The organism is Microlunatus speluncae (assembly GCF_009299835.1).
Taxonomy (GTDB): domain Bacteria; phylum Actinomycetota; class Actinomycetes; order Propionibacteriales; family Propionibacteriaceae; genus Microlunatus; species Microlunatus speluncae.
The window spans coordinates 297,103-310,521 of the sequence record NZ_VKCZ01000001.1 but is presented as its reverse complement, the minus strand read 5'-3'; the positions used below and the strand labels follow the sequence as shown (position 1 = coordinate 310,521).

General features: G+C 66.7%; 15 protein-coding genes. 7 read left to right on the top strand and 8 right to left on the bottom strand.

Going from position 1 to position 13,419, the window contains the following annotated elements; translation table 11 throughout:
• The first annotated feature begins 5 nt into the window (after window positions 1–5).
• Together FNH24_RS01440 and FNH24_RS01435 are read left to right on the top strand one after the other, a co-directional pair.
• On the top strand, window positions 6–1,226 hold the full coding sequence (locus tag FNH24_RS01440) for an MFS transporter (protein ID WP_152360341.1): 1,221 nt from the start codon (window positions 6–8) through the stop codon (window positions 1,224–1,226).
• A 34-nt stretch (window positions 1,227–1,260) separates the two neighbouring features.
• Complete coding sequence (locus FNH24_RS01435) at window positions 1,261–2,190, top strand: phosphotransferase family protein (RefSeq protein WP_152360340.1); 930 nt, start codon at window positions 1,261–1,263, stop codon at window positions 2,188–2,190.
• Window positions 2,191–2,247: 57 nt separating this feature from the next.
• Here FNH24_RS01435 and FNH24_RS01430 read toward each other — a convergent pair whose 3' ends face one another.
• The 4 genes from FNH24_RS01430 to FNH24_RS01415 form a co-directional block, all read right to left on the bottom strand.
• The gene (locus FNH24_RS01430; protein WP_152360339.1) at window positions 2,248–2,682 is read right to left on the bottom strand and encodes a cytidine deaminase; all 435 of its coding nucleotides are present in this window, start codon (window positions 2,680–2,682) and stop codon (window positions 2,248–2,250) included.
• Between the two features lie 23 nt (window positions 2,683–2,705).
• Window positions 2,706–3,134 carry a protein-tyrosine phosphatase family protein gene (locus FNH24_RS01425; RefSeq protein ID WP_152360338.1) on the bottom strand — a complete coding sequence of 143 codons (429 nt, stop codon included), beginning with the start codon at window positions 3,132–3,134 and terminating at the stop codon, window positions 2,706–2,708.
• Between the two features lie 24 nt (window positions 3,135–3,158).
• The gene (locus FNH24_RS01420; RefSeq protein ID WP_152360337.1) at window positions 3,159–4,136 is read right to left on the bottom strand and encodes an aldo/keto reductase; all 978 of its coding nucleotides are present in this window, start codon (window positions 4,134–4,136) and stop codon (window positions 3,159–3,161) included.
• Between the two features lie 89 nt (window positions 4,137–4,225).
• Window positions 4,226–4,660, bottom strand: a complete 435-nt coding sequence (locus FNH24_RS01415) for a MerR family transcriptional regulator (protein ID WP_152360336.1) — start codon at window positions 4,658–4,660, stop codon at window positions 4,226–4,228.
• 233 nt (window positions 4,661–4,893) lie between these two features.
• Here FNH24_RS01415 and FNH24_RS01410 point away from each other — a divergent pair, with 233 nt between their 5' ends.
• Window positions 4,894–5,658, top strand: a complete 765-nt coding sequence (locus FNH24_RS01410) for a hypothetical protein (RefSeq protein WP_152360335.1) — start codon at window positions 4,894–4,896, stop codon at window positions 5,656–5,658.
• 24 nt (window positions 5,659–5,682) lie between these two features.
• Here FNH24_RS01410 and FNH24_RS01405 read toward each other — a convergent pair whose 3' ends face one another.
• On the bottom strand, window positions 5,683–6,399 hold the full coding sequence (locus FNH24_RS01405) for an SDR family NAD(P)-dependent oxidoreductase (protein WP_152360334.1): 717 nt from the start codon (window positions 6,397–6,399) through the stop codon (window positions 5,683–5,685).
• A gap of 57 nt (window positions 6,400–6,456) precedes the next feature.
• On the opposite strand from FNH24_RS01405, the gene FNH24_RS01400 reads away from it, so the two are divergent.
• The 4 genes from FNH24_RS01400 (at window position 6,457) to FNH24_RS01385 (ending at window position 10,418) form a co-directional block, all read left to right on the top strand.
• Window positions 6,457–6,993 carry a MarR family winged helix-turn-helix transcriptional regulator gene (locus FNH24_RS01400; RefSeq protein ID WP_161605949.1) on the top strand — a complete coding sequence of 179 codons (537 nt, stop codon included), beginning with the start codon at window positions 6,457–6,459 and terminating at the stop codon, window positions 6,991–6,993.
• Between the two features lie 488 nt (window positions 6,994–7,481).
• Window positions 7,482–8,123 (top strand): GNAT family N-acetyltransferase, encoded by a 642-nt coding sequence (locus FNH24_RS01395; protein ID WP_152360332.1) that lies wholly within the window; start codon window positions 7,482–7,484, stop codon window positions 8,121–8,123.
• Between the two features lie 250 nt (window positions 8,124–8,373).
• Window positions 8,374–9,015 carry a VOC family protein gene (locus tag FNH24_RS01390; RefSeq protein WP_152360331.1) on the top strand — a complete coding sequence of 214 codons (642 nt, stop codon included), beginning with the start codon at window positions 8,374–8,376 and terminating at the stop codon, window positions 9,013–9,015.
• Between the two features lie 302 nt (window positions 9,016–9,317).
• Window positions 9,318–10,418: a Fic family protein gene (locus tag FNH24_RS01385; RefSeq protein ID WP_246186694.1), complete on the top strand. Its 1,101-nt coding sequence runs from the start codon at window positions 9,318–9,320 to the stop codon at window positions 10,416–10,418.
• Window positions 10,419–10,710: 292 nt separating this feature from the next.
• On the opposite strand, the gene FNH24_RS01380 is transcribed toward FNH24_RS01385, so the two are convergent.
• The 3 genes from FNH24_RS01380 to FNH24_RS01370 form a co-directional block, all read right to left on the bottom strand.
• Window positions 10,711–11,949, bottom strand: coding sequence for a type II toxin-antitoxin system HipA family toxin (locus FNH24_RS01380; protein WP_152360330.1), 1,239 nt, complete (start codon window positions 11,947–11,949; stop codon window positions 10,711–10,713).
• The gene (locus FNH24_RS01375; protein ID WP_170304465.1) at window positions 11,946–12,248 is read right to left on the bottom strand and encodes a helix-turn-helix domain-containing protein; all 303 of its coding nucleotides are present in this window, start codon (window positions 12,246–12,248) and stop codon (window positions 11,946–11,948) included. Before FNH24_RS01375 ends, FNH24_RS01380 begins: the two co-directional genes overlap by 4 nt.
• Window positions 12,249–12,514: 266 nt before the next feature.
• Window positions 12,515–13,342, bottom strand: a complete 828-nt coding sequence (locus FNH24_RS01370; RefSeq protein ID WP_217427988.1) for a helix-turn-helix domain-containing protein — start codon at window positions 13,340–13,342, stop codon at window positions 12,515–12,517.
• Window positions 13,343–13,419 lie beyond the last annotated feature (77 nt).

The window sequence follows — 13,419 nt, the reverse complement described above, 5'->3', positions numbered from 1 at the left end:
GCGTCGTGACCACCTCGCCGCCGGCGTCGACGTCGAAGCTTCCGTACCACGCCCTGATCTGGCTCGCCGTGGCCACGTTCTCCACCGGCATCGACGGTTATGTGCTGGCCGGGCTGCTGCCCACCATCGCCGTCGACCTGTCGGTCACCGACGCCCTGGCCGGGCAGCTGGTCTCGATCTTCGCGCTCACCGCTGCCCTGGCCGCCCCGATCCTCGGTGCGGCCACCAGTGGCTGGGAGCGGCGTCGGACGATCGGGCTGTCGCTGGCCGTGTTCGTGATCGGCAACGTGATCACCGGGGTGGCCCCGACCTACGCCATGGCCCTCGGCGGCCGGGTCGTCGCGGCGCTGGGCGCCAGCCTGCTGAACGCCGCGATCAGCGGTTACGTGATCCATCTGGTGCCGGAACGCCATCGGGGCAAGGCGTTGTCATTCGTGCTCGGCGGCTGGATGACCGCGACCGCGCTCGGTGTGCCGGTGGGTCTGGTGCTCGGTCAGTCCAGCTGGCGGTTCCCGTTGATCATGGTCGCGGTGGTCGGCACCGTCGCGCTGATCGGCATCCTGATCAAGCTGCCACACCTCGATCTGCCGGTGACCACGCTGGCCCAGCGACTGCGTCCGCTGCGCCAGGTGCGGCTGGTCTCCGGACTGCTGGTGACCACCGGCATCCTGTGCGCCAGCTACACCTGCTTCACCTTCGCCGTGCTGATCCTCGGGCCGACCCATCCCGCGGGCTGGATGATCATCCTGATCATGTTCGGCTACGGTCTGGCCAGCCTGGTCGGCAACACGTTCACCGGGCGGTTGGCCGACCGGTTCGGGGCCGTCCGGGTGCTGACGATCATCCTGATCGGCCTGCTGGCCAACGCGGTGTTCGGCGCGGTCACGTTCGCCTTCGCTCCGCTGGCCGCGGTCGCGGTGCTCGGCCTGATCTGGTTCTTCGTCGCCGGAGTCGGCAACGGTGGTGCCGCCGTGCCGCAGCAGGCCCGGCTGGCCGCGATGGCTCCCGAGTCCGCGGCGATCGTGATGGCGCTGAACGGCAGCGCGATCTCCCTCGGCTCGGCGCTCGGCGGCGGCCTGGGCGGCATCGCGCTGACCGCCGGCTCAGCGCCCGGTGGCCTGTTGATCGTCGCCGCCGGAGTGCTGGCCGCCACGTTGATCTTGCACACGGTGGTGGAGTGGAGCCGGGCGCGGGCCCGGGCCGCCGAGGCGGTCGTGGAGGGATGATCATGATGTCGTCGCCGGCCGGCACGATGCGGTGATGATCGACGACGGGGTCCGGGCCTGGCTGACCGAGGACGCGCTGCCCGGCCGGCGGATCGACGAGGTGCGACGGCTGGCGGGCGGGTTCAGCAACGACACCCTGCTGGTCCGCAGCGGCGACGACCGCTACGTGCTGCGGCGTTATCTGCGCGGCAACACCTCGGCGGTCGAGGTCGCGCTGGCGCGGCGACTGGCCGGGGTGGTCCCGGTCCCCGAGATCGTCGCCGCGGACACCGAAGGCGCGACGGCCGGGGCCCCGGTGGTGCTGTCCCGGTTCGTTGCGGGCACGCTCGGCAGCGAGCTGCTCGCCCGCTCGTCACTGGCCGAGGCCCGGCTGATCGGCATCGCGGTCGGTGAGGTCCTGGCCCGGATCGGTTCGGTCGCGTTCGCGGCGCCAGGATTCTTCACCGGGCCCGAGCTCGAGCCCGGGCCTCCGGGGATGGAGCCGGCCTCCGGGCTCGCCGCGTTCGTCGACAACTGCCTGGCCAGGGGCAACGTCGAGTCGGCGCTCTCCGAAGCAGAGGTGGACGGGCTCCGCGGTCTGGCCGCCGACTGGGAGCCGCGGCTGGCGGCGGTGCACGGAGCGAGCCGGCTGGTGCACTCCGACTTCAACCCGAAGAATCTGCTCGCGGCCCGCGTCGGCGACGACTGGAGGGTGACCGCGGTGCTCGACTGGGAGTTCGCGTTCAGCGGCTCGCCGCTGGTCGACATCGGCAACATGCTGCGCTTTCCGGACGAGACCGGCGGCCCGTACGCGGACGGGTTCGTCGCCGGCTATGCCGCGCACGCCGACCTGCCGGACGACTGGCGCGAGCTGAGCCTCGCCCTGGACCTGTATGCCCTGGCCGAGTTCCTCACCCGCCCGACCGATCATCCGTTCTTCGCGAGGGCGATCGCGGTGATCAGAGGCCACCTCACCGCGCGCTGAGGATCGGGGAATTCCCCGCCGGGTACTCCCGGCCGGAATTTCCCCAATGCTCGCGGGTCAGACCCAGGGCGTGGCTGCCTCCTCCGCGAACGCGGTCAACCAGTAGTGCGGCAGCAACTCGGCCAGCGTCAGCCACCGGACGCGGGTCGGGTCCCGGTCGGCGGCGACGGCCACCAGGACGTCCGGTCCCTGATCAGCCAACCGTTCCCGGCAGACGCCGCACGGGCTCAGGACGAGGAACTTCCCCTCCGGCGTCCGGTGCAGACAGACCGAGGCGATGATCTTCTGCCCCAGCCGGAACGCCGCACAATAGGGCTCCAACTCATGACAGACCGCCGTGCTCGGGTTGTTGAAGTCCGGGCTCGTCCCGGTGACGATCGTTCCGTCGCCGAGCAGCACGGCGGCCGCTCCGCGTTCGGGGTCGTCCGGGAACCTGGATTCGATCAAGGTCCGGCAGGCGGAAACGGTGTCGTTCAGTGCCTTCTCATCCACCCGCCGAGCTTAGGGCGTGTCTCTTAAACCGACTCGGCGAACCAGGCGATCCAGCGACGCTGACCGCGGGTCTCGACGGCGTGCCGCCGGTAGTGCTCCCGGGTCCAGGCAACCGCGTCTTCGGCCGGGTGCCCGGCGAGGACGGCCAGGCAGGCGATCACCGTCCCGGTGCGACCGTTGCCGCCGCCACAGCTGACTTCGACTCGCCGCCCGGTCCGGGCCAGGTCGTACGTCTTCTTGATCAACTCGACCGCCGCCGCGTTGTCTCGCGGCAGCCGGAAGTCGGGCCAGTCGATCCAGTCGGCCGGCCAGTCCGGTTGCCGGCGCGGGGAGAAGCGGCCCAGGCACAGCCCGTACTCGGGCACCGGGCCGGCCGGCACGGCCTGCCGTCGGCCGCGGCCCCGTACCAACGTTTCGTCGGGCAACGCGATCGCACCCACCAGCTGCTCCATGCCGGCCAACCTAATGGCCCACGGTCAGGCGTTGTCGAGCCGCTCCAGCTGCTCCTCGTCCAGCCTCAGCTCGACCGCTTCCAGGGCCTCGTCGAGCTGTCCCAGCGACGACGCCCCGAACAGCGGAATGATCACCGGATCGTGCTGCAACTGCCAGGCCAGCGCGACCTGATTGGGCGTGGCGCCCAGCTCCTGCGCGATCTGCCGCAACACCTCGAACCGGACGTAGGCGGAGGGATGCGCGTACCCCCGTTCGGCCGGAAACGGTCGCTCCGGGCGCCCGTACGATCCGGCCAGCAACGGCGAATACGCCACCAGCGTGAGGTCGCGATGCTCCCGGAGATAGTCGAAGTGCTCGACGCCGGCATGCGTGTAGTTGGGGCTGCCCAGCCGTTGGGCGCGACCCTGCACCAGCGGACTCGGCCACAGGTACGTGTGATGCTGCTCGATCACCGAATACTGCGCGAGCCCGCGATCCGCGGCCAACTGCCGAGCCCGTTCCAGCCGCCAGGCGGCGGTGTTGCTGCACCCGATCAGATCGACGACGCCGTCGGCGGCGAGCCGCCCGAACGCCTCGACCGTCTCCTCCAGCGGCGTGGCCCGGTTGTCGATGTGCGCGTAGTAGAGATCGATCCGGTCGACGCCGAGCCGCGCCAGACTGCCCTTGACCGCCGAGCTGACCGCCTCCGTGCCGAGGCCCTCCCAGTTCTCGATCGGGTCGCCGCCGGGCACGGTCGTCCGGGCACCGCACTTGGTGGCGATCACCAGGTCGTCGCGGTTGCCGCGGTCGCGCATCCAGCCACCGAGGAGCTCCTCACTCTCGCCGCCGAGCCCGTGCCACTGGCTGTAATTGTTGGAGGTGTCGATGAACGTCCCGCCGGCGGCGACGAAACGATCAAGGATCTTGATCGCGATCTCCGGGTCGGTCACAGTGCCGAAGTTCATGGCGCCGAGGCAGAGGGCGCTAACGGTCCGGCCGTTGCCGATGGTGCGGTATTGCATGCGAAGGTCTCCCCGTTCGTGGGTCGATGAGGTCGGGTCCCGGCCGGAGTGGGCCGGGACCAGCGGGTGAAAATCTGGGGCGGGACGGGCTAGCCTGCGGCGGCCTGCGCCACTCCCCGTCGGTGTGAGGCGATCTTGCGATTGATCATCTCCAGATCACGTTCAAGATCAGCAATGTGGCTCAGCACGCGATCGCGATGCGCCTCGAGCAGCTCGGCCCGCTGCCGGTCGGCGGACGGTCCGGCCTTCATCAGCCCGGCATAGCGCTGCATCTCACTCACCGGCATGCCGGTCGTCCGCAGTCGCATCAGCAACAACAATCGGCGCAGATCGCGCTGGTTGTATTGCCGACGCCCGCCCGAGTCGCGGGTCACGCTCTCCAGCAGTCCCCCGCGCTCGTACCAGCGCAGCGTGTCGTGGCTCAGCCCCGTCAGCTCGGCCACCTGCCCGATGCTGAGCCTCTCGCCGGGCTTGAGCGTGAGCTCGCCGACGCCACACGTCCCGTCCGGTCCCTGATCACTCATACCTTCACCTTGCACCCTGGAGTGCACTCCAGGTCAAGCCTTCGCTGGTACGTTCACCCCAGACCATCGACCCGGAGGAAGCGCACATGATCTTCGGCCGAGGCCGACGACCGGACAAGGTCGAGCGGGCTGTCCTCAAGCTAGCCGTGAAGTCGTACCGCCGGGCAGGTGTCATCGTCGCCGTCGATCACGGCGAGCAGGGGTTCGAGCTCACCGCCCCCGAGCGAGACATCGTGTTCTACCCGCACAACCTCATCGAGCAGGCCCGAGCCATCAACCATCGCGAGTGGCCGGAGTTGGTCGAGTCCTACGTCGGATCACATCTCGCCCTCCTGGCCGAGCCCGACCTGGAAGACCTGTCCGACGCCGACCTACGTCGTCAGCTCAGAGTCCGCCTCATCGCCGCCGATGACCAGGATGAGCAAGGCCTTGCCTATGCCCGGCCGTTCCTGCCGGGAATCATCAGGGTGCTCTGCCTCGAAACCCGGACCGCCGTATCCACCTTGACCGTCGACTCGCTCGCACGTCTGCCACTCGGCCTGGATGAGTTGTACGAACAGGGCCAGGCAAACACCGATGCGGTGCCGGTTGATCATCGGGAGGATCTCGACGGCATCGTCCGCACCCTGGAAGGAGAATCGTTCTTCATCGCCTCGAAGGCCGCGAACTTCCCGGCACTGACTTCGACACTGATCGGGCCGGCACCGTTCGGCGTGGTCTTCGCCATCCCGAATCGGCACCTGCTTCTCTATTCGACTCCCGACCCGAATGACTGGATGGAGTCCGCCGTCGCCGTGACCGAGATCGCTGCCGGCGTCTGCGCCGATGAGGAACTGGACCACCCGGGCGGCGTCATCAGCCCGGACTCGTTCTACTGGGCTCCTGATGGCACGGTCGAACCGCTCGCCGGCAACGTGGTCGAAGCGAGCGGCGAGCAGACCATGGCCATCCGCCCTGGCGTGGCGTTCACCCGGACTCTGCGGCTCGGGGACAGTTGAACGCCGGCAGCTCAAGACCTCCGGTCAGCGCGTGGTGAACGCACCGCCGTTGAGGTGGAGGTTCTGTCCGGTGAGGTGCCGGCTGTGACTCGACAGCAGAAATCTGGTCAGGCCGACGGCATCGGCCGGGACCCCGGTGCGGTCGATCGCCGTCTGGGCGCGCAACTCGGCGGCGCGTTCGGGCGTCATCAGCCCCGCGAAGAACTCGGTCTCGGCGATGTAGCCGGGCGAGACGCAGTTGACCCGAACCCCTCGCGGCCCCAGCCTGGCGGCGAGCCCGACCGCGTACGACGCCACGGCCGCCTTGGCCGGGCCGTAGTAACCCACGCCGTGCTCGGCGGCGATCGAGCCGAACAACACGATCGACGCGTCGTTGCTCAGCCGATCTTCGACCGCCGTGACGGTCAGCGCCGTCGACACCAGGTTGCCGGCCAGCGTGTCCGCTGCCAGGGCGGCCTCGTCTTCCAGGGTTCGCGGCTCGGGCCGGCCGATCGCCGGGTTGCCGCCGGCGCAGTGCACCAGCCCCTCGACGACGCCGGACAGGCGCGCGGCCAGGATTCGCGCGCCCGCAGGGACGGACAGATCACAGGCCACGGCCTCGATCCTGCCGGCTCCCTGCTCGACAACGGCTTCCAATGGGGCCGCGCGCCGACCGGCGATGAGGACTCGCTGACCGTCCTGGCTCAGCGACAGCGCGATCGCTCGACCGATCCCGGTCCCGCCTCCGGTGACGACATGCATGGGCTCTCCTTAAGGCCTTAACAGCAGTTCGTTTAGACCTTAATGTACGGTTCTGGCATGAGCAACCACGACCGGGCGGACAAGATCATCGCCGCCTGGCAGCGCACTCGCCCGGACCTGGACCCGTCCTCCGTCGCGATCGTCACCCGGGTCTGGCAGCTCGCCCGGGTCTTCGGCGCCGAGCGCCGCCGCCTGCTGGCCGGCGAGGGCATCGACCCCGCCCTGATGGACCTCCTCGGCGCCCTCCGCCGCCAGGACCCGCCGCACGCCCTGACCACCCGCGAGCTCGCCGAACTGGAAGGGATCACCCCGGCCGCGATCTCCCAACGACTCAGCCGCGCCGAGCAGAAGGGGTGGATCACCCGCGATCCACAGGGAGACCGCAGCGTCCTGGTCACCCTGACCGACGCCGGGCAAGCCGTCGCCGACGGGGTCGCCGCAGCGATCTTCGACCACGACGACACCCTGCTCGCCGTACTCGATCCGGCCGCTCGACGTCAGCTCGCGGAACTGCTCCGCACCATGTGCCTGCACCTCACCGGAGACACCCCTGTTGATCATGTCGGGACCGGCAAGGAGTTCGACACCAACTGACCACCGCACGCCGCAGTTGGGCCATTCGTAACAGCTACAGTGATTTGTGCCATCGCGGCGACCGAGCAGGCACGCTCAATCTGCCAAGTGCTCCAGTTGCGAACGCAGACCATCCAGGGCCTCGGCGAATCGTGACAGTTCCTTCATGGGGACGTTGTTGCTCAAGGCAACGTCTCTCCAGCCCTTCGTACCGTCGAGCACGTCACGCAGAATCCGACGACACTCGGCGTCCGACAGCCGGAAGGAACTCGCGTAGGCCATCAACCCTGCCAGTTCGTGATCACGACAGTCCGCGCCACCGATGGTCGTGACGCGACCGGAGCCGACGTCCGGGTTCGGATTGATGGCGAACGCCCATAGTCGCCATCATCCGACCTCAGTCCTAGTGTCTAGCGGACCTCGACCTGGATGACGCACCGGATCAGACTCGGGCTGGCGCGCACCGAAATGAGTCGCCCTGAACTCCACCTGCCGGTGAGACTCGACGCATGATCTCCGACATCTGGCCCGTGTATCGATTGCAGATCACCACTGATCGGCTCATGCTGCGCCTTCCCAACGAGCAGGAACTGGCGGAGGTGGCGGAGGTTGCCGGCGCTGGCGTACATCATGCCTCGGAGCGGCCGTTCCTGACGCCGTGGACCGAAGGGTCAGCGCGGGATCGGGCGCTCGCCGTCGTGCGTGGGCACTGGGGTCAATTGGCCGACTGGGCCGCCGATCGGTGGGGACTCGGACTGGGCGTGTTCGTGGACGGCCGGCCCATCGGCATGGTCTCGCTCCGTGCCCGTGACTTCCGCGTCGTCCGCGAGGTCACCACCTCGTCCTGGCTCGGTCTGCCCTATCAGGCCAAGGGATTCGGCACTGAGGCGCGCATCGGCCTCCTCACTTTGGCGTTCGACTTCCTCAGGGCTGAGGCTGCCCTGACGGAGGTCTTCCAGGACAACTACTCGTCCCAAGGCGTGTCCCGAAAGCTCGGCTATGAGCCGGATGGCGTCTCCAGGGACGCCCGAGGAGACGAAGTGCTCATTTCGGACCGCCTTCGACTCACCCGGCAGAACTGGATCCGATCAGCCCACCCCAGAGCCGCGGTCGCCGGATTCGAAGCCTGCCACCCCTGCTTCGGCGGGTGACCGCGCGCGGCTCGCAGTTTGCGAGACGCGGCATCCGTCCTGACGGCGCACCGTCACAAATCGGGGGCGCAACCCGGTCCCGCCCTCCGATTTCGGTCCCCGCGGGTCGTTGCGGCCCCGATTTGTGCCAGTTACCCATCCACCGTCGGCATCCGTTGCCTCCCCTGGGTCGAACCGGTAGCGTGAGCGCTGCGCGACCGAGGCGCACCTGGAGAGTCCGGAAAGGGCCATGCCCACTCGTTCATCGATCATGGATGAACTCGAGAACCTCAGGAAACGCGCGAAACACCTGGTGCGCCAGCACCGCGCCGGCGTATATGTGGTCGCCGCACGCCTGCGTCTTGCCTTGCCTCGGTTTGCCGGCCTGACCGATCGCGAAGTGCTCGCAGCAGAGTTCGCTCTGCACGAGGCACAGGAGGTCGTCGCATCCGAGCTCGGGTTCACGTCCTGGTCCGACTTGAAGGAGAACCCACCGATGCCCGTCACCCAGACGTCCGCGCTCCGGCTCCAGCGATCGAACGCGCAGGTGTTCGTCACCGACTTCGCGCGCGCATTGACCTTCTACCGCACCCTTCTCGGGTTCGACATCGTCTTCACGTACGGCGAGCCGCCGTTCTACGGAGAGGTCCGCCGCGACGATGCCGGCTTCAACGTGCGCCACGTCGACGAGTCACCTTTCGTGGCAGCTGTACGCGAGCGGGAGCAACTACTGTCGGCCAGCATTGCGACCACCAACGCCAAGGAACTCTTCCTCGAGTTCCAGGCTGCGGGCGTCGACTTTCAGGAGCGGCTGCAGCTGAAGCCTTGGGGAGCCAACGAGTTCGTAGTCCGCGACCCGGACGGCAATCTCATCCTCTTCGGATCACCAGCGGCTCAGCCGCCTCGACCGTGATCCACGCCGGAGCTTCGATGAGGCGTCTCGAGCAGCGGCGACACGTCACACGTTGAACCTCACCTCCACCACGCTCCGTTCGAGATCAATGTCAGCCAGTTGCGTCCAGACCCTGGCCCCATGCAAGTATGTGCATCGATAACTACATCTGACCTACTTAGATGTAACTAACGCGTGCGATACTCACAGTTATGACTGGTGCCCGAGCGGAGACCCCTTCTTGGCCCGTGCACGGAACCGAGAATCTCCCATGGCGACAGCAGCAGCGCGCCGGCACCCGCGAGGACCGATTGCTCCGTTCGGTGGATGCCGCGATCCCACCGCTGATAGCGGCACTCGACTACGCCCCCTCGTTGCCCACCACATTCCTCGCGGAGTCCGCCCTGCTGGCCATCGCTCAGGCCGATGCTGAGGCCGGGGGGCACTCGGCGGCCCTGAGCCGCTTCATGGTTCGAACGGAGTCCGTGGCCTCGTCAAAGATCGAACGCATCACGGCGACGGCCACGGACTATGCGCGGGCGCTGGCTGGCAACCGGTCGAACACCTCCGCGACGAGCATGGTCGCCGCCTCATCGGCATTGAGCCAGCTCGTGACGACCGTAGGCCCAGGCAGGGCCTTCACACTGAAGCACATCCTGAACGCACACCGCGAGCTCATGAAGGACGATCCGTTCGAGGCCGGCTTTGCCGGAAAGCTGCGAGACATGCAGAACTGGATCGGCGGCAGCGACCATTCCCCGCGTGGAGCCTTCTATGTGCCTCCGGCACCCGGCCGGGTGGGCGAGCTGCTGACCGACCTCATCGCTTACTTGAATCGCGACGATATTCCGGTCCTGACTCAGGCGGCCATCGGTCATGCTCAGTTCGAATCGATCCACGGCTTCACCGATGGCAATGGCCGCATCGGACGTGCTCTGGTGTCCGCAACGCTGCGTCGACGCGGCGTCACGGTCAATAGTGTGCTGCCCATCGCCAGCGGCCTCCTGGCCCGCCGGGATGAGTACTTCAGCGTGCTCGGAACGTACCGGCTGGGCGACCCCGCTCCACTGATCGACCTGTTCAGCCGGTCTGCACGGGCCGCCGCCACCTGCGCCCGAGCGACCATGGCTCGACTCACGGCGATCCCCCAGGAGTGGATCGCCGAACTGAAGCCTCGCCGAGGCAGCGCGGTCGCCCGCCTCATCCCTGCGTTCTATGACAATCCGGTGATGAGTCAGGCGGACGCCGAACAGTACTCAGGGACGAGCGGCGTTCAGACCTATCGCGCTATGTACGAACTGGAACACGCGGGATTCATCCACGAGATCACCGGGCGCAAGCGAGACAGGATCTGGGCCGCATCCGGCCTGTTGGCCGAATTGGACGACCTGGACCGTCGGATACAGGAATCCATGAGGGACTGAGAGTGCAGTAGGTAGCAACCTCACGCTGTTAGACGTTACTAAATTCCGATGTCACTCAACATCAGCTGACTCGATCTGCTCGACGATACCCGGGCCCGTGACGACAGGGCGCAAACGGTGCAGATCCGACCGCCGCGTCGTTGAGAGCCTTCCACCGAATCCGTATCGACGCTCAGCCCGATCCTCGGAAGGTTTCGTTTCTCTCGGTGTCCGATCGAACCACGCCCGATGTGGTTTGGCGGCATCTCGAGTCACGCAGATCCCGCGCTCATGATCATGAGACCCGCGGGACTCAATCTGCCAGCCGTTTCAGCGGCTCCCGAAGGCCGTCGAAGGTCTGCACGAACCGTGGCAGCTCGGTCGCGGGCACGTTGTTGCTCAGCGCAACCTCTCGCCAACCCTTCGTGCCCTCCAGCACAGCACGCAGAATGGCGCGACTCTCGGCATCCGAAAGTCGAAACGTCCTGGCGTAGGCCATCAGGCCGGCCAGCTCGTCGTCTCGGCGAGCCGCACCGCCAATGGTTGTCACGCGTGCAGCACCGACGTCGGGGTTCGGGTTGATGTCGAAGACCGGAGCCAGCCGCCAGCCTGACGCGCCATCGCGAAGTAGTCCATGGTTGCACAGATGATCATCTGTGTTGTGGATGGCAATCGAGAAGGCGACCCGTCGCCACAACTCGCGCAGATCGGCTTTGATCCGCGATCCGAACTCGGTCAGCGTCTCAGCCACCTCGACGTAGTCCTGAGCGCTGCCATCCCGGCCCTGCACCAAGGTCATGGCGCTGATGTAACCGATCCGCCGATCAGCCTCGCGATCGAACCGCTCCAGGACGAGCACCGAGTTGCCCTCGACCGGTACGAGCCTGCGTGCGGGCACCTCGATCCCAGAGCGTTGGGCCAGGTCCAACGCCGTCTTCTCCCACCCGATGACATCCCAGTCATCACTGTGGTGCGGGAACTTCGCAATGTACAACTTTGCACCCGCTCGCACCGACGCCTTGGGGCGTGCCCCGCCGAGCGACCCGGATCCCGCATCCAGCAGGTCCTTGACTGCTGCCATGTTGTCGGGGTCGCGCGCCACGTTATCGGCCGCCCGAAGCAGTCTCGGCAGCTCCACCAACTTGGGAACCGTGAGGTCGGGGTCCAGGTAGGGACCATCGGAATGGGTACGAAATCGGAGCGCACCCTGACGGGTCAGGTCGCTGACACCCAACAGATAGTCCACCTGGCTGATCGACGGGCTGCCCGTCCCTTCCTGGAGGGCTCGGAGACTGACCTGCTTGGCGATCAGATTCTGCCCCCAGCGATCCGGCGAGCAATCCGAGAACGCCCCCGGCACTCCGGCTGCCACGTGATTGCCCTCCGTCAACGGCATCGCCGGGTCGATCGCATAGGCATCGGATCGGGCCAGATACTCCTCGTGATAACGAAATGTCGTCGACAGTACGTTGCGGCGGCGACTGAAGTACGCCACACCGGCACCAACGGAACGCCCATCGAGATCGACCGACACCAGGGCTGAGTCGTTCATCGTCGGACCCGTTTCGGCAGCGCCTGATCGGCCCTGGCACGACCCAGGTCGGTCTCATAGGGATCGAGCGCCTCGACGACGCGATCGAGAGTACCGAGGACGCGCGCAACGTCCAGCAGGACGCCCAGTCCGACGGTGACCTCTCCGCGTTCGAGTCTGCGCAGGGTTTCTCTGGACACCGCTGCCCGTTCCGCAACCTGCTCAGCCGTGAGGTTCTGCAACTTACGCCACGCCGTCAGGTGTTCGCCGATCCGCCGGCCCGCAAGACGAGTCCGTGCCGGCACCGGTGGCTTCACCATGGTTTCCTTCCAGGATAATGGCAATTCTCTATGCCATTATATCCGTTAATGGCCAGGAAAGTCGCCATTGCCGCTCGCCCATGCGACTAGAGGAACCGAACACCTCGCCGCAGTTAGTGCGCCCTCGCCGACGACTCTGAAGACAGTGCCAGCTCAAACCCGTAGCCCGCTACGCGATCATCGAGTTACCGTCAGACCCAAGAATGTCGAGCATCGCCTTGACTGCCTTGGCGTGCGCCGACGGTATCCGGCAGACGACTGCAGACTCACTCGTGCTCATGGTCGGTGGCGCCCTGGTCATCCGTCACGAGGATCTCGATACCCGCAAGACGGTTGAGATAGCCCGCGCCGGTGGCGGGCACGTTGTCGAACCAGGTGAAGGGGTGGCGCACAGCCAGGATCGCAGGCAGAAGAGGGTGCTCGTGATACAGCGGCACCTCCCACTCGTCCCACTGGCACCGATCGTCAAAATTGTCGCTGACCGCATTCCAGTCCTCGTCTCCGACGCTGTCGTCACTGCCGAAGCGAGCCGTGAGCTTCTCGTACATCTCCGGAAGGTCCTGCATGCTCTCCTGAGCATCGCGGAGGGCGAGAGCGACCAGGAGTTCGTCGACGTAGACCCCCGGCCGGTCGAAGGGGAGAACCCCCGTGGCAATCTCCTCGGAGACGGCGTAGCAGCGCTCAGCCACCTTGGCGGCCCAAGCTCGACTCTCGTTGACGTGCATCATGACGAGCAGATCGAGTTGATGGAAGGGCGGGACCTGATGCAGTGGTTCGCTGACAGGATCCTTCAGCCACTCCTCTATGCTCACGCCAGCCCACCAGTCAAGTGCCGCGGCGATGGCGTACGCCTGCCGAGGCGTGAGGTAGGAGCAGTCTGCCCAGGCTCGCTCGAACGCGTCGAGTTCACTCCTGGCCTCACGAGCGCGATGCTCAGCACTCAGTACCGCCTCGCACGCGGTACGTGTACTGGCGCTAACCGACTCGGGACCCTCTTCCCACCGACGCCACGTCGCGAGGCTGACTCCTGCGCTGGCTGCAGCGTCCGTTTGGGTTAGTTCGATCGCTTCCCGCCGCTCTCGTCGCTCGTTCACCAGATGAAGCTACTGAGTACTCACTGAGTAGTCAAGTGCTAAAAGCTTCGGTCTCGGTGGCTCAGTAGGGCCGGAAC